General features: G+C 63.2%; 26 protein-coding genes. 10 read left to right on the top strand and 16 right to left on the bottom strand.

The genetic code is table 11. The features are described from left to right. Nucleotides 1–19 precede the first annotated feature (19 nt). The 16 genes from BMX92_RS02360 to BMX92_RS26805 form a co-directional block, all read right to left on the bottom strand. Nucleotides 20–835, bottom strand: coding sequence for a S49 family peptidase (locus tag BMX92_RS02360; RefSeq protein ID WP_256213244.1), 816 nt, complete (start codon nucleotides 833–835; stop codon nucleotides 20–22). Between the two features lie 63 nt (nucleotides 836–898). Next, nucleotides 899–2,062, bottom strand: coding sequence for a phage portal protein (locus tag BMX92_RS02355; RefSeq protein WP_177184902.1), 1,164 nt, complete (start codon nucleotides 2,060–2,062; stop codon nucleotides 899–901). 104 nt (nucleotides 2,063–2,166) lie between these two features. Next, the gene (locus tag BMX92_RS02350; RefSeq protein ID WP_093011151.1) at nucleotides 2,167–3,918 is read right to left on the bottom strand and encodes a terminase large subunit; all 1,752 of its coding nucleotides are present in this window, start codon (nucleotides 3,916–3,918) and stop codon (nucleotides 2,167–2,169) included. Between the two features lie 4 nt (nucleotides 3,919–3,922). Next, nucleotides 3,923–4,399 (bottom strand): hypothetical protein, encoded by a 477-nt coding sequence (locus BMX92_RS02345; protein ID WP_143066709.1) that lies wholly within the window; start codon nucleotides 4,397–4,399, stop codon nucleotides 3,923–3,925. A 79-nt stretch (nucleotides 4,400–4,478) separates the two neighbouring features. Beyond that, nucleotides 4,479–4,829: an HNH endonuclease gene (locus tag BMX92_RS02340; RefSeq protein WP_093011145.1), complete on the bottom strand. Its 351-nt coding sequence runs from the start codon at nucleotides 4,827–4,829 to the stop codon at nucleotides 4,479–4,481. A gap of 292 nt (nucleotides 4,830–5,121) precedes the next feature. Next, the gene (locus BMX92_RS02335; RefSeq protein WP_256213243.1) at nucleotides 5,122–5,574 is read right to left on the bottom strand and encodes a DUF6362 family protein; all 453 of its coding nucleotides are present in this window, start codon (nucleotides 5,572–5,574) and stop codon (nucleotides 5,122–5,124) included. Nucleotides 5,575–6,023: 449 nt separating this feature from the next. Next, nucleotides 6,024–9,029: a phage/plasmid primase, P4 family gene (locus BMX92_RS02330; protein ID WP_177184901.1), complete on the bottom strand. Its 3,006-nt coding sequence runs from the start codon at nucleotides 9,027–9,029 to the stop codon at nucleotides 6,024–6,026. Between the two features lie 92 nt (nucleotides 9,030–9,121). Beyond that, nucleotides 9,122–9,556, bottom strand: a complete 435-nt coding sequence (ssb, locus tag BMX92_RS02325; protein WP_093011139.1) for a single-stranded DNA-binding protein — start codon at nucleotides 9,554–9,556, stop codon at nucleotides 9,122–9,124. Beyond that, a complete protein-coding gene (locus tag BMX92_RS26810) occupies nucleotides 9,553–9,918 on the bottom strand; it encodes a hypothetical protein (RefSeq protein WP_143066708.1) in 366 nt (121 codons plus the stop codon). The genes ssb and BMX92_RS26810 overlap by 4 nt, the downstream gene beginning before the upstream one ends. Next, nucleotides 9,915–12,602: a DNA methyltransferase gene (locus tag BMX92_RS02320; RefSeq protein WP_093011136.1), complete on the bottom strand. Its 2,688-nt coding sequence runs from the start codon at nucleotides 12,600–12,602 to the stop codon at nucleotides 9,915–9,917. Before BMX92_RS02320 ends, BMX92_RS26810 begins: the two co-directional genes overlap by 4 nt. After that, nucleotides 12,599–13,084, bottom strand: coding sequence for a hypothetical protein (locus BMX92_RS02315; RefSeq protein WP_218145724.1), 486 nt, complete (start codon nucleotides 13,082–13,084; stop codon nucleotides 12,599–12,601). Before BMX92_RS02315 ends, BMX92_RS02320 begins: the two co-directional genes overlap by 4 nt. Nucleotides 13,085–13,296: 212 nt before the next feature. Then, the gene (locus BMX92_RS02310; RefSeq protein WP_093011131.1) at nucleotides 13,297–13,878 is read right to left on the bottom strand and encodes a hypothetical protein; all 582 of its coding nucleotides are present in this window, start codon (nucleotides 13,876–13,878) and stop codon (nucleotides 13,297–13,299) included. Continuing rightward, nucleotides 13,875–14,327, bottom strand: a complete 453-nt coding sequence (locus BMX92_RS02305; RefSeq protein WP_093011128.1) for a hypothetical protein — start codon at nucleotides 14,325–14,327, stop codon at nucleotides 13,875–13,877. The genes BMX92_RS02310 and BMX92_RS02305 overlap by 4 nt, the downstream gene beginning before the upstream one ends. Further along, nucleotides 14,324–15,001, bottom strand: a complete 678-nt coding sequence (locus BMX92_RS02300; RefSeq protein ID WP_093011126.1) for a hypothetical protein — start codon at nucleotides 14,999–15,001, stop codon at nucleotides 14,324–14,326. The genes BMX92_RS02305 and BMX92_RS02300 overlap by 4 nt, the downstream gene beginning before the upstream one ends. Next, complete coding sequence (locus BMX92_RS02295; protein WP_093011123.1) at nucleotides 14,998–15,501, bottom strand: phage regulatory CII family protein; 504 nt, start codon at nucleotides 15,499–15,501, stop codon at nucleotides 14,998–15,000. The genes BMX92_RS02300 and BMX92_RS02295 overlap by 4 nt, the downstream gene beginning before the upstream one ends. Then, entirely contained in the window at nucleotides 15,501–15,752 is a 252-nt protein-coding gene (locus BMX92_RS26805; protein WP_143066706.1) for a carph-isopro domain-containing protein, read from the bottom strand. Before BMX92_RS26805 ends, BMX92_RS02295 begins: the two co-directional genes overlap by 1 nt. A 6-nt stretch (nucleotides 15,753–15,758) precedes the next feature. Between BMX92_RS26805 and BMX92_RS02290 the strand changes: the two genes are divergently transcribed. The 10 genes from BMX92_RS02290 (at nucleotide 15,759) to BMX92_RS02245 (ending at nucleotide 22,319) form a co-directional block, all read left to right on the top strand. After that, the gene (locus BMX92_RS02290; protein WP_143066705.1) at nucleotides 15,759–16,556 is read left to right on the top strand and encodes a S24 family peptidase; all 798 of its coding nucleotides are present in this window, start codon (nucleotides 15,759–15,761) and stop codon (nucleotides 16,554–16,556) included. Then, entirely contained in the window at nucleotides 16,553–16,954 is a 402-nt protein-coding gene (locus BMX92_RS02285) for an HIRAN domain-containing protein (protein WP_256213242.1), read from the top strand. Before BMX92_RS02290 ends, BMX92_RS02285 begins: the two co-directional genes overlap by 4 nt. Before the next feature lie 81 nt (nucleotides 16,955–17,035). Beyond that, nucleotides 17,036–17,170, top strand: coding sequence for a hypothetical protein (locus BMX92_RS27865; protein WP_256213241.1), 135 nt, complete (start codon nucleotides 17,036–17,038; stop codon nucleotides 17,168–17,170). Next, nucleotides 17,167–17,394 (top strand): hypothetical protein, encoded by a 228-nt coding sequence (locus BMX92_RS02280; protein ID WP_093011117.1) that lies wholly within the window; start codon nucleotides 17,167–17,169, stop codon nucleotides 17,392–17,394. Before BMX92_RS27865 ends, BMX92_RS02280 begins: the two co-directional genes overlap by 4 nt. Continuing rightward, nucleotides 17,391–17,612, top strand: coding sequence for a hypothetical protein (locus BMX92_RS02275; RefSeq protein ID WP_093011115.1), 222 nt, complete (start codon nucleotides 17,391–17,393; stop codon nucleotides 17,610–17,612). The genes BMX92_RS02280 and BMX92_RS02275 overlap by 4 nt, the downstream gene beginning before the upstream one ends. Nucleotides 17,613–17,614: 2 nt before the next feature. Then, entirely contained in the window at nucleotides 17,615–18,265 is a 651-nt protein-coding gene (locus BMX92_RS27255; protein WP_177184900.1) for a hypothetical protein, read from the top strand. Further along, entirely contained in the window at nucleotides 18,265–18,696 is a 432-nt protein-coding gene (locus BMX92_RS02265; protein WP_177184899.1) for a DUF4326 domain-containing protein, read from the top strand. Before BMX92_RS27255 ends, BMX92_RS02265 begins: the two co-directional genes overlap by 1 nt. Next, entirely contained in the window at nucleotides 18,693–20,414 is a 1,722-nt protein-coding gene (locus BMX92_RS02260; protein WP_256213240.1) for a DNA cytosine methyltransferase, read from the top strand. The genes BMX92_RS02265 and BMX92_RS02260 overlap by 4 nt, the downstream gene beginning before the upstream one ends. Further along, a complete protein-coding gene (locus tag BMX92_RS02255; protein WP_093011103.1) occupies nucleotides 20,411–20,923 on the top strand; it encodes a hypothetical protein in 513 nt (170 codons plus the stop codon). Before BMX92_RS02260 ends, BMX92_RS02255 begins: the two co-directional genes overlap by 4 nt. 154 nt (nucleotides 20,924–21,077) lie before the next feature. Continuing rightward, the gene (locus tag BMX92_RS02245) at nucleotides 21,078–22,319 is read left to right on the top strand and encodes a hypothetical protein (protein ID WP_143066704.1); all 1,242 of its coding nucleotides are present in this window, start codon (nucleotides 21,078–21,080) and stop codon (nucleotides 22,317–22,319) included. The last annotated feature ends 4 nt before the right edge of the window (nucleotides 22,320–22,323 follow it).

Genomic DNA, 22,323 nt, shown 5'->3' with positions numbered 1-22,323 from the left:
CTCCGGACGGAGGATCTCGTTAAATGGCTAGGGCCATTTCCATCGCCGCTGCCTGCCGCCGCATCAGCGACAGGCGAGCGCGACCGGTGTTATATTTGGCGACAACGTCGCGAAGCGTGCTGACACCATCGATCGCGCCGTTAGCCATAGCGCGCGGCGCGGAGAATGTCTTACCAGTTCCATGCACCGCAGCGACATCGGACACCTTCATGCCACGGCCGCGCGCAATGGCCGCTGCGAACAAGGCGTTCGATTCGTCGACGCCCTGCTGGATCTCCGCGCGATCTTCGTCGGCAAGCGGGCCATAAGGATGGCCGGCGATCTTGTCGGGGTGCGATGCGACCAGCGTCGTTACCATCCCGATCTTGCTTTCAAAGCCCGACATGTCGGTATGACCCGACCTCACGCCGACCGAACCCACTTCCCCGCTTGTCGTGCAGTAGAAGGCGGTGGCCTGCGTCGCGAGCCAATAGGCAGCCGAGAAGCAATAGGGGTCAGCGACGGCGATGACGGGTTTGGACTGCCGCGCTTCAAAAATGGCGTCGCCGCACTCCGCGCATCCCCAGACATAGCCGCCGGGCGAACGAACTGCGAGAACGATGGCGCCGATCTTGTCATCCGCCGCCGCGTCACGGACCTGATCAGCCAGGACATTATAGTAAGTCGTGCCGGACAGACCTTGGGGGGCGAGCGTACCGCGCACCGGAATGATCAGCGTCGAACCGTCGCGGATCGGATCGGCAGGCTTTGCCGCCGCCTGTCCACCACTCATGGCCGCCGCCAGTTGACGGATCGAATCCGGCAGCATGGCATCGATCGAGCCGCTCTTGAGCATGGTCTCTAAAAAGCCAGGATGCATTGCCCACAGGGCGGAGGGAGCGTGGAACCGGTCCATCGTCTAGTTCACCTTGTCTTGTGGGGCAGTCTCACCGCCAGTTGTAGTGTCGGCTGCGCGGTTGCTGTTGAGCGGCGCGCGCGGATCGCGCGACCAATCTTCGTTGACAGGCGTCTGACCGAACCAGTCGGTCCGGATTTCATCGACGCTGAGGATGCCCGCCGTGCGCGCCAGCACCGCGTTTTTCCATTGAGTGGCGGCATCGCCGCGCAGCATGCTGTCCAGATTGAACTTTGCCCTGACATTCTGAAGACGCAAATCAGGCGGGAGCAAACGGACCGTGATTGCCTGCTCGATCCGGCGCGTGAGGGGACGAACAGCCCAGTTCACGAATGAACGTGTGTCCTGCTCATTATTGCCCGCGTTGCCGCCTTCGTCTCCGGTCATGGACCGTGGTATGCGCCAGTAGCGGCCTAACTCTAGGGTACGCTGCTTGAACAGTTCGACCAGCTGGGCGTCTGTGTTGCTGTCGCCGACCGGGGCGTATTTAAGGCCCTGTTCGAACACTGGCGTCCCGCCGCGTTTCCACTTTTTTACGCCTTCCGCGATCCGTTCCGCCGATTCCTCCGTCAGTTTTGCGTCCGTCGTGACTATGCCAGATGGACGACGGTCGTTGCGGAAGAAGGCGCGCGCGCCCACTTCCAGCGCCAGCTGGAAGTCGATCGCGCCTTTGGCCTGTTTCCACGGCGTCAGGGGCCGTAGACCGCCATCGGCCAGGCCGGTGAACCAGAACAACTCCTGCGGCAATAAGCGGCGGCGCGGCCCACGTTCTGGCTGATAATCCACCGTCAGGCTGCGCTCACCCCAAGTGGAAACAGTGCGAAGCGGATCCAGCGCCCAGATTTCCAAACCATCCATCCCGACCGTTGGCTCGGCGAAGGCTTCGCCCCGCAGGACGCAGGTGAAAGCCATGGATGCCCAGAATTCGGCACCGGTCTGAAGGTGGTTCGGCTCATAGGCCAGCACATTGGCCAGCGGAAAGTCGTTCCGAGGCCCGTTATTATCCTTGAATTCGAGCGAGAGGCTGCCGACTGCCTCGGCGATGATCGACACACAGAAGAAAACAGCGGCGACGCGAGCGGCTGTCTCGGCCGTGTTCGCTTCGACGGGGATCGCCGATGCAAGGGTGGTCCATGTCTCATCACCGAAGAACCGGCCATCCGTCACATTGGACGGCGCAGGGCGCCCAGCCACCGGCGCTACAGCAGTGCGGCTATCGGCGGTGTTGTAGCGCCCATTTGCGGCGCGGATATAATCGTCTGGACTGGGCATCAGATTACCAACATGCCCCTTTCTTCATAAATGAAGCCGCCAGCGGCCTCGGGATTTCGCGTCATGAGCGTGACAGCGTTGAACATCGCTGCGAGCGGGTCGATTTTCGCGCCAGGCTCTGATTTCACGATGGCGACGGCGCTGGTACCGCGAGGCTCCATCTTCGCGTTGCCGACACACCACTGCATAAGCGCCGTCCCAGCGTGGCGCATTGTACGGGCCGCGAGCTTCCGCGCCGAACCTTTGACAGCGCCGCTGAGCTTGTAGCCTTGCGGGATGGACACCAACTGGGTCGCGCTGTCGAAACTATTGGACGACAGCTCGTCGACGATCGCGGCGACGCCCATAGGGTCAAGCCCGATCGCGCCGGCCTCCGGAAACAGGCCCGCATCACGAACCTTGACCAGTATCTCGACGACGCCCTGGACGTCCTCGGTCAGATCGCCCTGCTCGGCCTCGGTCTCATCGACATCAGCGTCGATCACCAGATCATCGTCGACCATCTCACAACGGGTTAGCGACCCTTCAGCAATCAGTTCATTAAGCTTAGTGACGATGTCCTGCCGACGCTTCCAGACGATCGACCATGCCCAGGCATGGCACCAGACGAGCCAGCGTTTCGATCCCTTTTCTCGGCCGATAAGGCAAAGCCCCAAAAGGTCGTCGAGACCGCCACCATCAACCCCTGCGACGATGACCTCGCAACGCCGGATCAGTTCATCGACGGTAATCGTGCGGTCGATCGCACCATCCCAGAATTCAGCCCCGGTCCAGCGGTCCCGGCTAAGCCGCGTTCCGATCTCGACATTCAGATGCTTTGCCAGGAACGCCTGAAGCGCTCCAGGGTCGCCCAACTTCGCCTCGTCGAACTTTTCGAGGATGGTCTCGACATCGACTGATCGGCCCAAGTTAGGATTGGTGACATAGAAATTCTTGGGATCAAGATATTCCTCGGCCTCCAGCATCTTCTTCGGAAACTCGTACAGCAGGCCAAGCTTGCGCGGATTCGCGACAGTCCCGTCACGAATAGCCCGATATACGTCTAGCTTCTCCTTCATCACGCCCCTGGGCGCTTCGTCAGAATGCGTGGTCAGAAATGCCACAAAACCCTCTGGGCGGCTGAGCAGCCCGCCGGTGGCCTCCAGCAGCATATTGCTGGCCTTGGGGTCTTTGCCGAATTTCCAAAGCTCGTCGACCAGAACGAAGCCAGCCTTCTTTCCGCTAACGATGCCGCTGTCGGCCGCAACGACCTTCATCTCGGCATGCGTCACAAGATGTTTGATCGTGCGCTCGGACTCTACGATCTTGAGGATCGTCGATAGGTCTTCGTCCAGGCGTACCATACCCATGGCCGGATCGAAGACGTTGTCAGCGACCTCCTTCGTCGGCGCCAGCACAAGCAGTTCGTTATAGTGCCGCCAGTTGCGCACTAATGCGGTGACCATGATGCCGGCGGCCAGCGTTGATTTCGTGTTCTTCTTGCTAATCAGCAGGAAGAATTCACGGATCAGGCGTCGGCCGCTGCTGGCGTCATAGGCACCAAAGATCGCCGCTACGAACTCGAACACGAATGGTTCGCACGATTCACCGAAGGTCGGCTGACCGATTACATCTGCAATCCGCAGCCCCTTGAAAACATCCAGTGCCGCCGCTGCCTCGTCGGGAAACAGCGGCGGCGGTACCATGCTTTCACGACGGACAATCCGCTCCTCCCAGTCCGGGCAGGAGGTGGACCATTCGAGCGGAGCCATCAGATCAGTTTATAGTCGGCGCGCTCGGAGCGGCATATTTGCCCGCGACCTTCGCCGCCGCCGCGCGCTCCGCGTCTTTCTTACCTGTCGGCGCAGGCACGGGGTCAGGCGAACGCTGCTGATATCTCTTGGCTGTCTCCTGCTGCTTGATCCGCTCGATCTTGCGATCCAGCTGAGCCATCGCGGAGACGCTTCCTTCTTCCACTTTTGCCACCAGTGCTGCCATGTTCTTCATGTCGAGCCGCAGACGGGCAGACAGCTTGCCATCAAGCTCATGAAAATAATGGCGGTTTAGCGTCTTAACGGTGATCCGAAGCGCGGCCGCGATGGCATCTTCATCATGGCCGCAAGCCAATGAAAGGGTTACAAAACGGCGGTTTTCTGCGGTTGGCACGTGGGGTGGCCGCCCCTTTTTGCCACGCGACGCGGGCACGGGGTCGCCGAATATGTCGACCTCTCCCTTCAAAAATACATCGCCCAAAATAAAAAATCCCCACGTGAGACGGATAGCGGTCCTTGGCTCGGAGGCGTTCCGGCGATTTTACCCCCCCGGGGGGGGGTCAGGCTTCCCGCCGCTCCTGCCGTTGCTTCGCCCCGTCGTGACAGGGCTTGCACAGGGTCTGGAGGTTGCCTTCGTCCCAGAACAGGCGTTCGTCGCCCCGATGCTGACGGATGTGATCCGCCACCAACCGTGACGTGTCGCCCTCGATCCTGCCGCACCCTTCCATCTGGCAGGTGAACAGGTCGCGAGCGAAGATGACGAGGCGCAGGCGTTTCCACCGCGCCAGCTTGTACCAACCGCGCCATGCGAGGGTGCGGCGATCAGCATCATATGCCTCGCGCCCCGGCAGGCGCCCAATGGTCGGGCGCAGCGATCCGAGTGCGGGCTTGATGCTCGACAGTCGCGCCATGCACCTCGCTCCGTTCAGTTCACAAAGTTCATAATGGCGATGGGGGCATGAACCGCCGAGCGCAGCGCCTCGCCCCACCGCACTAGGGCCGGGGCCGGTAAGGACCCGTTGGGGGGAGGGGTTGCCCTGCCGCCGCCCGAAACGGCAACGCCCCGCCGGGCAAGGGAGCCAGACGGGGCGTTGCAAGGTTAGGAGAGGATCGCCCCGAACAACCATAGGCCGTTCCCAAGCGTAGATATCTATATGCTGAAACAGCCGCCGATCCGAACAAACATAATTGTAAGGTCGCAACTTATACCGTTTGACATAGCGAAGCCTTTGAAATCGCGGCATTAGCCGCCTTCGTGACCTTGTGCATGGCCCGGCCATAGCGCATCCGCAGCCCGTCAGCGCCCAGCTTGACGCCCATTGGCTTGCGCAATTGCATCCATGGCACCTGCTTCACGCCCCGTGCCAGGGCGGTGATGGCCAGCCCGATCAGCTTCCGTTCCTCCGGCTTCACCGCCATCACCCATCCGAATGCCTCTTCCATATCGGCGATGTCCCGCCGCGATGCTGGCAGCGGCCGCAGCGGCGGCGGCCCCATGTCCACGCCTCGCGCATCATAGTCGCCGCGCGCATCTTCCCGCACGATGTCAGGCCAGCACGCCTTGACCTTCAGCCATCCCGCTTCCCGGTCGGACATGCGCCGCATCACCAGCATCGCCTCGACCAACCGCGTTTCGACATCGGCAAAACTATACATCCTCCCTTCCTCCCTCTCTTGGGAGGGAGATATGGGAGGGAGAATAGTAATAATATCAATAGGATCGTTGTTAGTTGGGAGCATGGGAGGAATATCCTAATAAGTCCGCGCGCGCGCACGCGCATGTGTCACGCGCGTACGTGCGCGCACCCGTGGGATTTGCTGTTTCTCCCTCCCAAGCTCCCACAAGCTCCCAAACTCGCGGAAATCTGCGGAAAATGAGCATCGCCCATCCTCCCAGATTTGGGAGTGTGGGAGGATCAGGGCGGCATATGGTGCATGTTTTGCTCTCGACCGAAGGACCGATAAGCGCGTCCGGACATCACTCTTCACGCGCTCTATAAAAGTTTGCGCAATCATCCTCCCAAGCTCCCTGATCCTCCCAGAACGGCAGAAATCAGCGAAAAAGAATGGATTGCGACCCTCCCAATCACGGGAGGAAGGGAGGATCAGGGCGGAAGATCGTCGTCATCGAAACTCGGCGGCGGCAATGGTGAGGGGGGCACGGGGGGAGCTTCCTCCGGTGCCCGCGACGCAGGCGCACCCAGCGGCGCACCGGCGCTCGGCAGGTCTGGATGACGCGGCGGCGGCAAATCGCGCTGCACGGGCTTGCCATCCTCCACAAAGTCGATGGCGTCGTACCGCAACATGATGTCCTGCCACTTCATCGTGCTGGACTTGTTGATCTTGAAGCTCTTGCGCTCCATCTCGGCGCGCAGTTTCTTGGCGGACCATGGCTTGCCGGTCTGCGGCAGATTCTCCGACCATGTCTGCCACGCCACGAACAATTCGTGCAGCGCCATCGAACCGACCGTGTTGCCCGCTTCGCGCGCGACACACTTGGTCAGGAACTGGCCCAACAGATCGTTATCTTCATGATAGGCCTGCGTCGCCTCGATCATCGCGTCAGGCATGGTCAGCCCGTCCGTCAGATAGGCGAGCGCACCCTCGATCATCCGATTGAGGATGCCCGACATTTCGTCGCGCAGCTTCGCCTTCAGCAGCGGGTCCTGATCTTCCTTGGCGATGATGATCGCCCAGGGGACGACCTGCATGCGCCGCCGGATACCGAAGTCGGTGCCGATGCGCGGCAGGTTGTTCGCCATAACCGTATTGGTGAAAGTGATCAGCAGTTCGAACGCGGGACCATATAGCTCGCGCACGCCGCCGATCGGCTCGTCCGATGTCAGGGACTTCACCAGACCATCGGAAAACTTGCTATTATCCTCCGGCTCGTTTGCATAGACCATGCGGCGGCCCTGCAATGCGGCAAGGTGGGGCGAGGGGCCGCCACCATTGCGCTTGAACCCACTATCCATAAAGGTTTCGATGCCGGTCGCCCACGCATAGTCGCCAAGGATATGGGCATGGGTCTGGACCCAGACGCCCTTGCCGTTCGATCCCTCGCCATAGAACAGCGCCATCACCTGCGCATCGGCGATACCCAGCGCATTATAGCCCGACCATCGCATCAGCCAGTCGCGCATGTCGGCCGCCGGCTGTACCTGTTCCAGAAAGCCATCGAATTGCGTGCAGGTCGCGCCGGGCTGGTAGACCGCACGGGCAACCTTCGTGATCTTGTCTTCGCGCCGATGCTCGCGCAGCTCCACGCGCGCAGGCTTGCCGCCCTCGGGCCGCTGGAACACCAACGTCCCGTTCTGGACGTTCAACGCCAGCGGATCGGCGTCGAAATCCTCCGGCCGGGCCGACAGGCGCGGCGGCGCCAGCTTGCGCAGGCACTCGATATGACCGCTGCTCTCCGATGTGCGGCCCCATGCCGCCAATTTGTCGGAAAACAGCACGATATCGCCATTGCTCTTCACCTGGTAGATGAAGTCGTGCCGATCGCCGTCGTGCCGCGTCTTGCGCGCAAGGCTGCGCTGCAAATACCACATGGCGCTACGGCGCGCCTGGCGCTTTTCCTCCGCCTTGATGAACTGTTTTTCGGCCCAACCGGGATCGGCGGACGCCTCTTCATCCTCCGGCTCTTCCGGCCGATCATCCTCAGGCTCGGGAATGTCGCCTTCCTCCGGCGGGAACGGCACGCCGCTAGCGCGGATGAAATCGGCCTCATCCTGTATCAGCCGCACCATCCGCTGCGCCGCGATCCCAAACAGGGCGTCGGCCATGCTGCGGTTCCACCGCGTTTCGTCCCACGCGATATAGCCCGGCGACGAACTGCTCTCGGCCCATGCCGCCACGCACAGGAAATCCTGCCCGAAACGGGCCAGAAAACGCTCCAGATTGCCCAGGTCCGTCATGGGGTAGCGCGCGCATTCCAGCGTCACAGCCGCATCTACAGCAGCCCCACCCCCCTTTTTGCGGGCTTTGCTGCCTTCCCCTCCCGCGTGGGAGCTTGGCTCGCCATAATCAGTCGATGGGGGAGGAGCGGAGGCGGAAGAGCGGGAGGAACGATGTGGACGCTCCGCGCGCTGGCGCGCGCGCGTCGCGACGTCGGTCAGGTCACGGGGAGTTGCCTCCCCGGCGGTCCAGCCGCTGTTGATCGTGGCGTCGAGCTGGCGATCATCGTCATCACCGGCATTGTCGCGCGCGGCCGCCTCGATCGCCGACCGGGCAAAGCGGGCCTCGAGCGCAGGGAAGGGCGTCGACACGGTCAGTGACGCGATCTTCAGCGCGCTCTCATTCAGCTGATCGTTGCGCGATCCCGACTTTGCAGACCGCACCGCCTTGCATTCGGCGTCCAGCGCCGAAAGGCCATATTTGCGGATCGCATCGATCTCCGCCTGCGTCGCATCGGCGGGTGGCGCCGCGGCGGACGTCGCCGGCGAAGCGCTCGGCCGCGCGGCGCCGCGATCCTTGACCGCCTTCTTCCCTTTCGACCGCAATATCTCGATCAGCGCAGCCGGTGCCTCGACCGGATCGTCATGGCGGTTCGACAGCCAGCTATAGCGGCCTTCCGTCCCATCTTCCCGATAGAGAATCGACGGCGGCGCGATGACATAGCCGCCAAGGCCGCGCACATCGACATGCCGGGGCAGGTTTCCCCGATTCCGGATCGGTTCGCCGTCTTTGGGCTGGAGCAGATAGACATGGACGCCATCACTCTGCGTCATGGCGGACAGGCTGCGCGGCAGATCGCAACCCATCTGCTCGACCAGCGCTGTCTTCAACGTGTCGAGCGTGAAAACCTCGCCCGTATCGTCATCCGTGCGCGGGTCGAAATCGAGCGCGAAAAGGCCATTATGGCCCATCGCCAGCCCGATCATGGCATTGGGCCAGCGCCGCCACCACCCCTTGATGACCTCTTCGTCGCGGGTCGCATCCTTGACGCCGCTGCCGCTATAGGGCGCCTTGGCCTTCAGGACGATCGTGTCGCCATTGCCCTTCACCATCGAAAAATCGCGTTCACGGCATGGGAAGACGGGCCAGCCTTTGCGGGCGTAGCTCAGGGCGGCTTGACCCAGCGGTGACAATAACGGCGCGGATTGGCTCACAGTCAGAAATTCCCCCCGGCGCAAGCACATCGCTCCCCGGTCAATCAATCATCGGTGCTGGCGTCAGACGGGCGGGCGCGCCCATGCGGGCGTCAGAAAGGCACGTGATCGTCCAGCTCGGGACCATCGCCGGCGGCGCGATCCCGGCCGCTGGCTTCGCGGCGCGCAGCCTCGTCCTGGCGCGTGTCCATCAGCTTCAGTTCGCCGCGACCCTTGGGCAGCACAACCTCGGCGATCCAGCGCTCGACGCCTGCGCGATCGGTATATTTGCGATGACGCAGCTGTCCCTCGACATAGACGGCGCTGCCCTTGCGCAGATAGGACATGGCAACCTTGCCCAGCGCCTCGTTGAAGATCGCGACATTATGCCACTCGGTCGCAGACTTGCGCTGATTGTCGGCTGTCTTCCACGTCTCCGTGGTAGCGAGGCGCAGAGATACGACCGATCCGCCATTCGGCAGGTCGGCGCTGCGAGGGTCTTCGCCCAGGAAGCCGCAAAGCACGCTCTTGTTGATGCAGGCGGTCATATAGCGCTCTCCGAATGTTTCGCGTGAAGGCACCCCCGGCTCCAGTCGGCATCGCGGGCCGCCGAAGGGAGTAAAAGTTGGCCAGAAGAAGGGTCGGCGACGATCAGCTCCATAGCTTTGCCTTCATATGCAAAGCCGTGCAGATGAGGCCCGAAGATCGCACGCGGCGCTTCGCCGGGAATTGTGTAACAGGTGACTGCGGGCCACGTGCAGGCTTGGCACTGGTCGCCCAATATCCACGGATTTGGCAGAGCGCTCGGATCGTGAACGACGCCATCAAACATCGCTTTGTTCCAACTATCAAAGCCGGCGGCCCCGCATTTTGAGCAGAGGAAGCGCGTAAATTGGTCTATCGCGCTCACGCCGCCTCTCCCATATCGGCCAGCAGGCTGAACAGGTCGCCCGTCGCGCGCCCCGCATCCTGTTCGCGCAGCAGGCTCACGCCATCGCGGAAATAGTCCGGGTTCAACTCACTGGCCGCGCCCCGGCGGCCATGCTTCACCGCGCGCAGCGGCACGGTCATCAGGCCGCCGAACGGGTCATAGACCAGCTCGCCGGGATTGCTCCAATTCCTGATCGCGCGGTCGACGATATCGAAGGGAAGGGGGCACAGATGCTGTTCCCGGCCCTTGGCCGACTGCATCGTGTTCGCACCATACATCCGCGCCACGTCGGTCCATACATCGGGATGCCAGCTTTGCACCGGCATCAGCGCGAAGTCGGTGGGCAGCGCCCAGCGCGCCTCCGCCGCCTCCATCAGCGCGACATGACCCTCATGGTCATAGACCGTGGCCCAGCTCCATGCGCGCACCCGCTGATAGACGCTGTCCCAGGGCAGGCCAGCCAGGTCCTCGGGCAGCAAGGTCCGGTTGCCGTTCGACCGCCAGTAACCGGCCGCATCGGTCTGCCACCGCGCCCGCGAATAGCCTGTGCCCGGTGCCGGCCGCGCGCGCAATTCACGCACCGCCTTGTCGTCCCACGGCTCCAGCACGTCGGACAGGCCTTCGCCCTCGATCAGGTCATCGTCGCGGATAAATTCGACCAGCGGCTTACCCTTGGCCACCGGCACATCGGCATAGCCGTTGCTGCGATCGGTCGGCGGCTTGCGGAACAGCAGCAGATATTCGGGCAGGCCCACGCCCATGCCGGACGCATCCTTGCATTGCTCGGTCCAGCCCAGCCGGTACGTGCCCGCATTTTCCCGAACGACATCGGTGACGATCGTCACCATGCCCAGATAGGCGAAGCCGTGGCGGCGATAATGGTCGATGCACCGGGCATGAAACGGCTCGATCGTGCGAAAGCCCAGCCCGGTCATGCCGCTCGGCACGACCCGATCCTTCACATGCACCGCCAGCCTGCGCCCCGGCTGCAACACGCGCAGCAATTCGGGCGACAAATAGTCCATCTGGGCAAAGAAATGGTCGCTGTCGTCGGTATGCCCGAAATCATTATAGGACGGCGAATATTCATATTGCGTCCCGAACGGCACGCTCGTCACGATCAGGCCCACGCTGTCGCTGGCCATCTGCGCCGTCTGGAGCACGGTGTCGCCCTCCCAGACCTTCCAGTCCGGCCCCTCTGCGCATTCGAAGGCGGGCTTCGACGTGACTGACCGCGCCAGCACCTCCCGCGCGCCGGTCAGCCCCAGACCATAGGTGCGGATGATCTCGCTCATGCGCGCAACCATTAGCTTGTGCCGCGCCCATTTGCCTTCCAGCACGCGCCGAACGGCCCGCTCGGCTTCCGAATAGATCAGGTCGATCCGCACCTGATGCTGTTGCAGGAAGCGCTGGATGCGATGGATCGCCTGAATGAAGTCGTTGAACTTGAAGCCGATGCCCAGGAAGATGGCCCAATGGCAATGCCGCTGGAAATTGCAGCCGGACCCGGCCAGCACCGGCTTGGCCGCCAGCTCCTGCACCTCGCCGTCGGAAAAGGCGATGATCCGCTTTTCCCGCGCGTCCAGGTCCAGCGATCCATAGATGGAGGCGACCGAGGGGATAGCCCGCTCGATCGCCTCACGCTCGCGCTCCAGATCATGCCAGAGGATCCGATGGGCTGTCGGATCTTCCGCCCGCAATTCCATCATCTTGGCAATGCGACCGTCCAGGCTCTCGCGCTTTTCCCGCGATGCGTCGACAATGCCGATCGCATCCTTCTTCAACAGCAGGCCTTGCCCGCCCTTATCCTCGCCGGCGGCGCTATGGTCCGACGCCACCTCATGCCAGCGCACGTCCAGATCGGGCAGCTCATAGCCCTCGTCGGAAAAGCCCAGATCGCTCGGCCGCTGGACGAACGCCGCCCAGCTGTTGACCCACAGCCAGAATTCATCCTCCTTGTGCGGGTGGATGGTCAGCTCGTCGGCCTTCTCGCTGTTCCGCTTGAAGAAACGGGTCTTCGCCTGCCCGACATCCATGATTTCAAGGAAGGCGGCATAGGCCAGCAACTCGATATAGTCGTTGGGCGAGGGCGTGGCCGTGGCGACGAACTTATACTGCATCCCGTCGAACAGCCGCATGAACTCGCGGAACGTCTTGGTCCCGCCGAAGCCGCGCAGGCAGGACGCTTCGTCCAGCGACGCCGCATTGAACAGCGTCAGGTCGATCTTGCCGTCGCGCACAGATTCATAGTTGGTCAGGTACAGCCTGCCGGCAGGCTGATCGGCATGCAGCGCCAGATCGGCCGTGCTGCGGATAAACACCGGCTCCATGCCCAGCAGCGCGGCGTCGCGCTTGAACTCGACCAGCACGGTCAGCGGAACGACGATCAGCTGCCGCCCGCCCATCTGCTGGCCCAGCTGGCGCATGATCTCCAGCTGGATCAGGCTCTTGCCCAGGCCGAATGCCGCGAAGATCGCGCGGCGCCCGCCCTCGACCGCCCAGCGGACCAGCGCGGCCTGATGATCCTTCAGGATCGGATGCACGTCATTCGCCGCAACGGGCAGGCCCAGCGGCGGCAGGGTGATGATCTTCGACCGAATGAAATCCAGATAGTCGATCGGTTGCGCGGCCGTGCTGGCCTTGAGCGCGGGGGCGTGCCTCATGCTGCGACCTCCGGTAGATTGTCGATATTAGCCTTGATGACGTCGAAGCTGATCGCCCTGACCCATGGATTGGCAGCCCATGCGCCATCGCCATTGATGCTGTCCCATAGGGTCCGGTAGCTTTCGCGCGGATCGCTGAAATGGCGTTGATGGTGCGGATTGCCCTCGCCATAGGCCAGCCAACCCCACAATGTGCCGAAGCCGCCGCGCTCAATCCCCTCGGCAATGGCATCGTCCTGGCTGCAATCCTGCAACCGCTCGACACGGACGTCGGTAACGATCAGTGTCAGCCTGCTAGCCCATCGCGGCATGAAACGACCATGACGGTAGCGGCCGTGGGCATCGCAATTGTCCCGGTCCAGCTCTGGCCAGACCGTTTCATCGCCGCCCATCTCGCTGGGCTTCAGATCGTCATAGGCCTTGTGGGTCCGCCATGCCTCGCGAACCCACAGCCGGTCGCCGACTGCGAAACGCGGGACCACGGTGGCACCGTTGCGTGTGTGCCAGACACATGGATACTCCGGCGTTTCACGCCCAGCGCCATCTAGAACTCCAGCCCCCCCTACGGTGGAAACCTGCCATTCGCCTAAATGCTCAGGCGCGGGCGGTAGCGTTAGCGACCTTCGCGTCTGCGTCTTTCGTCCCGCGAGCAATGCGGCGACCATGGGGGCGGAGAAGAGGATGGCACGATCCGTCACGCCGCCAGCACCTTCGCCATATCGACGCCCGCGCCATATTTCAGCGCCTCGACCACGATCGCCCACAGCGCGTCCGAAGACAGCTGGAACCGGTCGAACTGCTGATCGAACGTGCAATCATGCTCGATCAGCGACGACGCATGCACCGTCCCCTCGCGCAGCTTTTCCATCAGCGTCACGACGATGCCGCTGTTCGGCGTGTCGTGATATTCCAGCACCGGCATAATGTAGCTTTCGCCGGGGCTGTAGCTCTCCACGGATCGCGGCCACACATGCACGCGCTCCGCCACATAGGACAGGCGACCGCCCTTTTCGCTGCGCGGGCCGTCATGCGAAATCCGGTCATGGCTGCCATCGACCGCCGCCGCGACCACATAGCGCCGGTTCATCTGCTGCCCGACCAGCACGGTCGAACGGAACGAGAAACGGTGATTATGGATGGCCGACACCGCATAGCAGGACCGGCGCGGCAGATCGGGATGCCAGACATGCATCCGCCGGTTGGCGGGCAGCTTCACCTGAATGAAGCCCAGCCCGTGCAGGCTGATCTGTTCGGCCGTGGGAGTGAAATCGCTCATGCCGCCAGCCTTTCCATGACGATGCGCACAGGCCGCGCGCTGTAGAGGCCCAGTTCGCGCGCGATCGTCTCGGCGCTGCGACGGCCACCTTCGGCCAGGATCGACCGGACATGCGGGGCGATGTCGCGGGCGACGGATGCGCAGGCGCCCGTCCGCTTGTCCTGCGGCTTGCAGGCGGACAGCGGCCGCACCCCTATCACCTTCAGCGATCCGTCAGGCCCCGGCAGCTGCACCGCCGTCCGCGTCACGATGTAGCGGAAATTCTCGTCACCCGGCCCATGCGCGCGGCGCTCCTGGCTCAGCACCACATGGCCGGTTTCCGCCAACGCGCGCACCCGCTGGGCAACCAGCGACTTGGCGGGCAGCGCGGTCGCCCGCGCATAGACCATCGTCTCGCCCTGTTTCGCCGTGGCCAGCCAGGCCGTCAGCACCCTGTCCTGCACGATCATGCGGCGGCCCTCCGATTCATGCGCACGCTGCGCAGATGATCAAGGCCCGCCGTCACCGCATCGCGCAGGGCGGCGGCGGTGCTTTCGTCCAGATTGATCGCGATACCGCACCCGGTCAGCACGAAGCCGCCGGGAAAACGCGCGTCCGCTATGGGATGAAACAACCGTCCCGAAGGCAACTGACCGCCCAGCACGCCCAGCGGGGGCAGATCGCCAAGGATCGAAGGCGCCGAAGCCGGGGCAGGGGTGAGTAACCCCGGCTCCGGCGCCTTCCCTTCCGCGCCGGTCGTCAGGGGGGTATCACCCGACGCGGAAGATGTCGAAACCATGGGCAGGCCGAACATCTCGGGCAGCACCGCGCCCTCTGTTGCCTCGGCCAGCGACAGCGCGAATTCCTCTTCGGGCAATATGTCGCCCGCAAGAATGCGCTCGATCGTCGTGCCGCAATTGAGCGGATGGCCGCCCGGCTTGGGCCGCTCGATGAAGGCCGCCTTGGCGATCAGCCAGTCGGCCAGCGCCACCGCACCGGCGCTGGACGGCCGCGCGTCGACATAGCCCAGATGCTTCACTTGACAGGCGATGATCAGCTGCGCGCCTTGGTAAATGCCGCCGCCCATCAGGGCTTCGCGGAAGGCGGTCAGGCGGAACGGGCGAAATCCACTCAGGTCGTTCATTGCGACGCTCCCTTCATTTTTGACAATAATTTCAGGCGCAACTGCGCCGATGTCCGGTCCAGGCCATCCAGCTCGGCCAGCGCGGCTGCGGCCTCGGCCTTGGTGACTTCGCGGCCGCCATCGCCCGATGCGCAGACGGCTTCGGAAATGGCGCGGGACACGTCGCCCAGTTCGCCCGCCAGTTCGGCGACGGTGACCATCATGCCGTCCGCATCATCCTCGCCCTGCGGCAGCGGCACGAACACGCCGCCGCGCCGGTGGCAAAGCCAGTGGGTGACATGCGGCCAGCCGGGCAGGCCGACGGTGCGATCCTCCAGCAGGTCGATCAGGTCCAGCGTGGGGAATTCGGCGATATTGGGCAGGCCCATGTCGCTGATTTTTTGCTGGCGCACACCGGTTTCGGATGCGGCCGCTTCCTGACCGCCAAAGGCCTTCACCAGCGCCTTGAAGGCGGCCTTGCCGGATTGCTGATCGGGGGAGAGGGTGACCGTGCGTGTCATCACGCCGCCTCGCTTTGCTGCGCTGCGGTAAGGTTCGATGGATTACCGGGGGACGGGGCAGCGTCAGCGGCGTTATCCAACGGCCAGCGGAGGCCGTCAGCCTTCACCACCAACCGTAAATGCGCCAGGCGCGAGAGGGGGATGCCATTTTTCCGCCAGCTGTGAACGGTGGAAGTGGGCGTGCTCATCATCTTGGCTACGGCGGATGTGCCGCCCAGTCCGTCGATGATCATGTCGGCTTCGGTGCTCATGGAGCGTTGTATGCGATTATCGGAAGTTCATCGCAAGTGAAAACTTCCGATAATCGCGATTGCGATATTCGGAAGGTCGGGTCCAATAGCGAAATGGACCCCTATGCCCATCTCAATCCCCAAGCCGCCGATATTTTTCGGTTGCTCGATCGCCTCGGGCTGAAGCAGCGCGATCTGGCGGCCGCGCTTGGCTTGGAGGAAAACAAGATTTCGAAAGTGAAGGTCGGCGAACGCCAGTTCAAAGCGCAGGAGCTTTTGCGGGCGCGGGAATGGTTAGTCGAGCAGGATCGGCTGCAATCGAAAAGCCACTATAAGATGGTCCCGGCGGACGTCGAAAGCCTCCCGCATCCTGACATCCCACCTACTCGCAACGCCTCCGCTGATGACGGCACAGTCGACATCATCTCTCTCGATCTATCCCTGTCGATGGGGCCGGGGACGCTGATCGAAGACATGATCGAGGAAGAGCCGGTTAAATGGGACATGGGACTTCTGCGCATTATCACGCGGGCTCCGTTTCATTCGCTTCGGCAGGTGCGCGGTGTCGGAGACAGCATGGAGCCGACGCTCCGCACTGGTGATCGCGTCTTGATCGACACCTCGGATAAGACCCTCTCTCGCATGCACGGCATCTATTGGATTGACCATTTCGGCGCCCATGGACTGAAGCGGCTACGCGCGGCGGGGCAGGGACGCATCCTTATTGCGTCGGAAAACAAGGTGGCAGGCGGACCTGATTTCGAAGTCGATGCGGACGATCTGCGCATTCACGGTCGCGCCATTTGGTTCGGCAGGGAACTTTGAAGCGACTGTCTTTAGCTGTTGTCGGGGCGGACCATCCCAACAAGGACGGTCCGTCGCGCCGTTTTGAGATTGCCATGTGCGTGCCGGGGGAGCCGGTGTATCTGGTCCCGGAGCCAAAGAACCCGGTTGACCCAAGAGCCATCGCGGTCTTCTCGGCCCGCCATATCCAGATCGGCTATATCCGCGCAGAGCGTGCGCAATTCATAGGCGGCGCCCTCCAGCGCGGGGGCCTGGCTGCTATCTTTCAGGGGAAAGCACGATGGGGCGCGACGGTTCGTGCACACCTCGACGGCACGCAACCGACCCTGCCTGACGTCAGCGATTCTCGCGCTTTCGATTGGCCGCCACCCGGTTCTGAAGACCCAGACTGGTGGCCGGATGAAGAGTGGCCGGACTAAAGTTCCGATAATCGCAAGTTTGAACTTGCGATAGTTCCGATAATCGCATATTCCGCCTCCCGTCACCAACGGGAGGCAATCATGTCCCACATCGATATCGACCGGCGATTGGAACAGGCGCAGCGCGCTGAGTTCAACGCCATCTGCTATCTGGCCGTCGCGCTCTTCGCGCTGATCCTGTCAGTCGCCCTCTTCGCCTGGGCCATCTGGGCATGAGCGCGGCCCACCTTTCTTCGCTCGGTCTCGCGGGCCTGCACCTTGAAATGGTGTCGGGTCACGTCGCCAGCCTCGCCGCCCGCACCGCTGCGGATACGACCATCGTCGGTCAATATGCGGGTGAACTGGAAAACCAGTCTATCGCCCGCGACGCCTTCCGCGCCGAACTGGAGCGCGTGACCGGCCTGCCCGCCGACCTGATCGAACGGAGGCTGGCGCTATGACCGCCGAGCCCGCACCGACCTTTAACGAACTGTGCGAGCGCGTGCGGCAGACCCGCCACGCCCACGGCGCGGCGATCCGGGCCAGAGGCGCGGCTGAAGACAAGGTCAAGGAACTGGAAGCCGCTGAAAAGGCGGCTGCCGAAGCAGAGTCCGACGCGATGTACGCGCTGGAAGATTTCATCGACCGCGAAACAGCGGTCACCCCCCAAGGAGAATGACCATGACGCTTGCCACCACGGCAGAGGAAGCCTTTGCGCGCTATGAAGCCGCGTTCAATGATGAAAAGCTGACCCAGGGCAAATGGCATGTCGAACGCGACGGCCGTCAACTCGCCTGCGCGCTGGGCGTTATCGGCGATGAAATCGACGGTCCTGCCAAATGTCCCGCCAGCATCATGCCGCGCTGGCTGGCGCAGATGGTGCCCTGGTTCTTTGACCGCATGGAGTTCAGCGACGCCCGCCAGTGGGGGCTGGACTTCTATGCCGAACTGAAGCGCCTGAATGGCCAGGTGCCGTTCGACGTGGTCTATCGCTGGCATGCCGAACATGTGACGGTTCTGGCCATCGAGGTCAGCGAACAGCGTGGCCGCTCCCCCGAGCCCCACAAGAAATTGCAGGCGCTGCACACCCGCGCTCTGGCGGGAGATCGGGCGCCGGTAGAGGAATGGCGTTCCATCTTAAGAGACGCCTACGCCTACGCCGACGCCTACGCCTACGCCTACGCCGACGCCGACGCCTACGCCGACGCCTACGCCTACGCCGACGCCTACGCCTACGCCGACGCCTACGCCACTCGTCATGCGCGCATGAAGCGGCTCGCTTTCGGGATGGTCGAATGTCTCAAGGCCGTGCCCAAGCCGGAAGCCGCCTGATGGAAGCGGCGCGCCGCTTGATGGATCGGGGGCTGACACCCCCGATCATGGTGCCGGAGGCCCGGCAACCCCGCCGCCTCCAGCGCCCGCGCAAGCAGGGCGGGCCATTGGGGCAGGGCGTTCGCTATGTCGGCCGCCCGACGGATTTTGCCAACCCGTTCGATGGCCGCGACTTCGGTCATGCTCGATCCGTGCGCCTGCACGCCCGCTGGCTTGATGGCCGCCTCGGTGACCTGTCGCTGGAGATGCTGGGTTTCTGCCCCGCCGAAATCGAAGCGATGCATCGACTGCTCGATCGCGTCCTGCGCCGCCTGCCGGAACTGTCCGGCCTCGATCTTCAATGCTGGTGCCCCACCACCAGCCGATGGTGCCACGCGGACAATCTGCTGCGCCTCGCCAATCACCCCGACCTGCTGGAGACTGCCCGGTGAAGCACGCCCTCCTCCTCGACGCCGAACGCACTATCGCACCGCGCGACTGGAACGACGGCATCATAGTCGACAATTTCGCGGGCGGGGGAGGCGCGTCCACCGGGATCGAGCGTGCCTTGCGCCGACAGGTCGACGTGGCCGTCAACCACGATCCTGAAGCCGTAGCGATGCACGCGGCCAATCACCCGACGACCCGGCATCTGTGCCAGAGCGTATGGGCGGTCGATCCTCTGGAGGCGGTGAGCTTCGCCAATGACAATGGCGAGCTGCGCCCGCGTCCCGTCCGCCTCGCCTGGTTTAGCCCCGACTGCAAGCATTTCAGCAAGGCGAAGGGCGGCAAGCCGGTCGAGAAGAATATCCGCGACCTCGCTTGGGTGGTGCATCACTGGATCGATCGCCTCGGCCCGATGCTGCGCCCCGCAATCATCATGCTGGAGAATGTCGAGGAATTCCGCACCTGGGGGCCGCTGGGCGAGGATGGCCGCCCCTGTCCCAAGGCGAAAGGCAAAACCTTCGACCAGTGGGTGGCGAAGCTGCGCCGCGCCGGATACCGCGTCCAGTGGCGCGAACTGCGCGCCTGCGACTATGGCGCACCCACCAGCCGCAAGCGGCTGTTCATGATCGCGCGCTGCGACGGGCAGCCGATCGTCTGGCCCAAGGCCTCGCATGGCAAGCCCGGCACCCCGGCCGTGGCCAAAGGCCAAATTCTGCCATGGCGCACGGCCGCCGAAATCATCGACTGGTCGATCCCGTGCCCATCGATCTTCACCCGTGCCCGACCGCTGAAGGATGCGACCTGTCGTCGCATCGCTGCCGGGATCATGCGCTATGTCATCAATGCACCGCACCCGTTCATCGTGCCGGTCTGCAATGGCAATTGGGGCGCTGAACGCACCTATGCGGGCAACGAACCGCTGCGGACCATCACCACGGCCAAGGGCGGCGAATTTGCGGTGGTTACGCCCTATTTCACGCCACTGACGCATCACGGCAGCGCCGACCGCAACTATGCGCCGGGCGACCCGATCCCGACCATCACCGGCGCGCATCGTGGCGAAATGGCGCTGATCGCACCGCACGTCATGACGATGCGCAACAGCGGGAAGCCCCACACCGATGCGGGCGAACCGACCCACACCATCACTGCCGGCGGCGCGCATCAATATCTGGTCGCCGCCTTCATGGCCCAGCACAATACGGGCGTGATCGGCCGCGCGGCCGATGCGCCGCTGTCCACGATCGTCCATCGCGGCACCCAGCAGCAGCTGGTGGCCAGCCATATGGTCAAGCTGCGGAACAACCAGTTCGGGCAGAGCCATGAAGAACCGATCGGTACGCTGACCAGCGGCGGCGGTCACTATGGCGAAGTGCGCGCCTTCCTGGTCAAATATTATGGCAATGAACAGGATGGCCATGGCCTGACCGGCCCGCTGGGCGCCGTCACGACGAAAGATCGCTTCGGCCTGGTGATCGTGACGATCGGCGGCGAAGACTATGTCATCGTCGACATCGGCATGCGCATGCTGACCCCGCGCGAGCTGTTCAATGCGCAGGGCTTCCCGCCCGAATATATCATCGACCTGATGATCAACGGTCGGCCGCTGACCAAGACGGCGCAGGTCCGCATGTGCGGCAACAGCGTGTCGCCGGTCATGTCCGAAGCGCTCGCCCGCGCCAATGTCGCCAATGATGACGAGGCGGAAAGGATCGCAGCATGAAGGGCCTGACCCAATATGCATCGCTGGCGCAGGAAGCCGCCGCCGCCGTCGAGCGGCGTCAGGCCCAATATCCTGCGCTGATCGCGTCGGGCAGGATACTGGCCGATCAGGCGGCGCAGGAAATCCGCGTCTGGCAGGCCATAGCGGCGGACTGGCATTGGGTCGTTTCACTGGAGCGTCAAGAAGTGCCGCCGGCGACGCCGGAGGAAAAGCTCGCCGCGCTGGAGGAAAGTTTGCGCCGGTCGGACCATGCGCTGAACAAAGCCTTCCATGCGAGCGACGAGCGTCTGCGTTGGGCATGGTCGAATAAGGTGTCGATGATCGCCATTGCCGAAGATTTCGGCGACGCCGCCAAGCCATTCCTTGAAGCGTGGAACCGCTTCTACGCGATAGCCGACATGCTGAAATGGGCGCGCCGCGACCTTGGCCTGGAAGCCGGACGGCTACCGATCGCGCATTTCGTGGAACAGCACCGGTCCTGGCTGTCCGCCCAACGGAGAGCCGCATGAACGCGTCTACGCCGCCCGACCTGCTACGCCGTCTTTCGCGCCGTCTGGAGCAGGGGAAGGGCATCCAGCTTTCACCGGACGATCTTGACCTGCTGGTGTCCAGCGGTGCCTATGACATGCTGACAAAGGCCGCCGCCGACTACCAGAGGACCATATGCCTGCAACGAAGCGCCCGAAGCCGCTCTATCAGCGCGGAGACTATGCGCTCCATCGCCGCCCCGGCCGAACCAATCTTGAAATCATCTGGTACGACTCTGAACGGGGAAGGGAGCGATCCGCTAGCGCGGGCACGGGCGACCTTGCGGAAGGGCGCATCGCCCTCGATCGCCTCTATCTGAACAATAGCGGGCACCGCATGTGCCCACATTGCCATCGGCCGTGGGAGCATGAGGCATCCCCGACGGTCGCGGACGCGGTGGCCGACTATCTGATTTTGATGGACGGGAAGGCGGGGGCGGAAGCGGCCCGCCATCGGCTCGCCCATGTCATCGACTATCTGGCGGAAACGGATGCAAAGACCGTCTGCGCCGCGCTCAATGAAGCGTGGGTCGACAAGTTTCGCGCATGGGCGCTTCAGCGGCCCGTCATGAGCCCGAAGGGCAGGGTGCTGCGGGACCGATCACTGAGCCATGTCGAAGGCAGCGTCATGCAGCTCGCAGCTGCGATCAACGCGACGCCGGGGCAGAAAGCGCAGTTCAAGGCCCGCCAACAAGTCGATGTAACCCAGTCGCCAACCTACAGGGCCGACGTGAAGACGATCGCGGCGATGTTCAATTTCTGCCTGCGCCCCGAAGCGCGATCGGACAAGGAACAGGCGATGATCGCGGCCACGCGCCGGAACCTCCTGCGCTATCTGCAACTCGCGGTGGCCAGCTGGGCGCGCCCTGAAACGATCCTCGCGGTAAAACGCAACCAGTGGCACGCGGACGCCCGCGTCCTCGATCTTAACCCGGTGCGCCGTCAACGCACCAACAAGCGCCTGCCTATGGTACCGATCGCGCGTCAGTGCGCGCCCTTGCTGGACGAAATGCATGGGCCGGACGAACTGTGGATCGACGTGTCATCGATCCGGGGATCATGGGACCGCATGCGCGAAAAGCTGGACCTGCCGGGCGAAAGGCAGGCCGGGCCGAAGCTGATCCGGCGATCCATATCGACCATCGTCCGCCGGATGATCGGCGAAGTGAACTGGCGCCAGGGCGAAATCATGCTGGGCCACGTCCCGTTCGCGATCAGCGATATCTACGCGATCCCCGACCCCGCCAATCTGGGCTTGGTCCTTGCGGCAACGGAAGAACTGATCGACCAGATCGAGGCTCTGGCCCCCGGCGCTTACCGCACCGTTACCGCACACACTGCAACCATCAAACTAGTGAGTGGCGGCAAAAACGGCTGATTTC

It is taken from the genome of Sphingobium sp. YR768 (genome assembly GCF_900111125.1).
In the GTDB taxonomy this organism is placed as follows: Bacteria; Pseudomonadota; Alphaproteobacteria; order Sphingomonadales; family Sphingomonadaceae; genus Sphingobium.
This window is presented reverse-complemented; position numbering and strand designations above follow the sequence as displayed.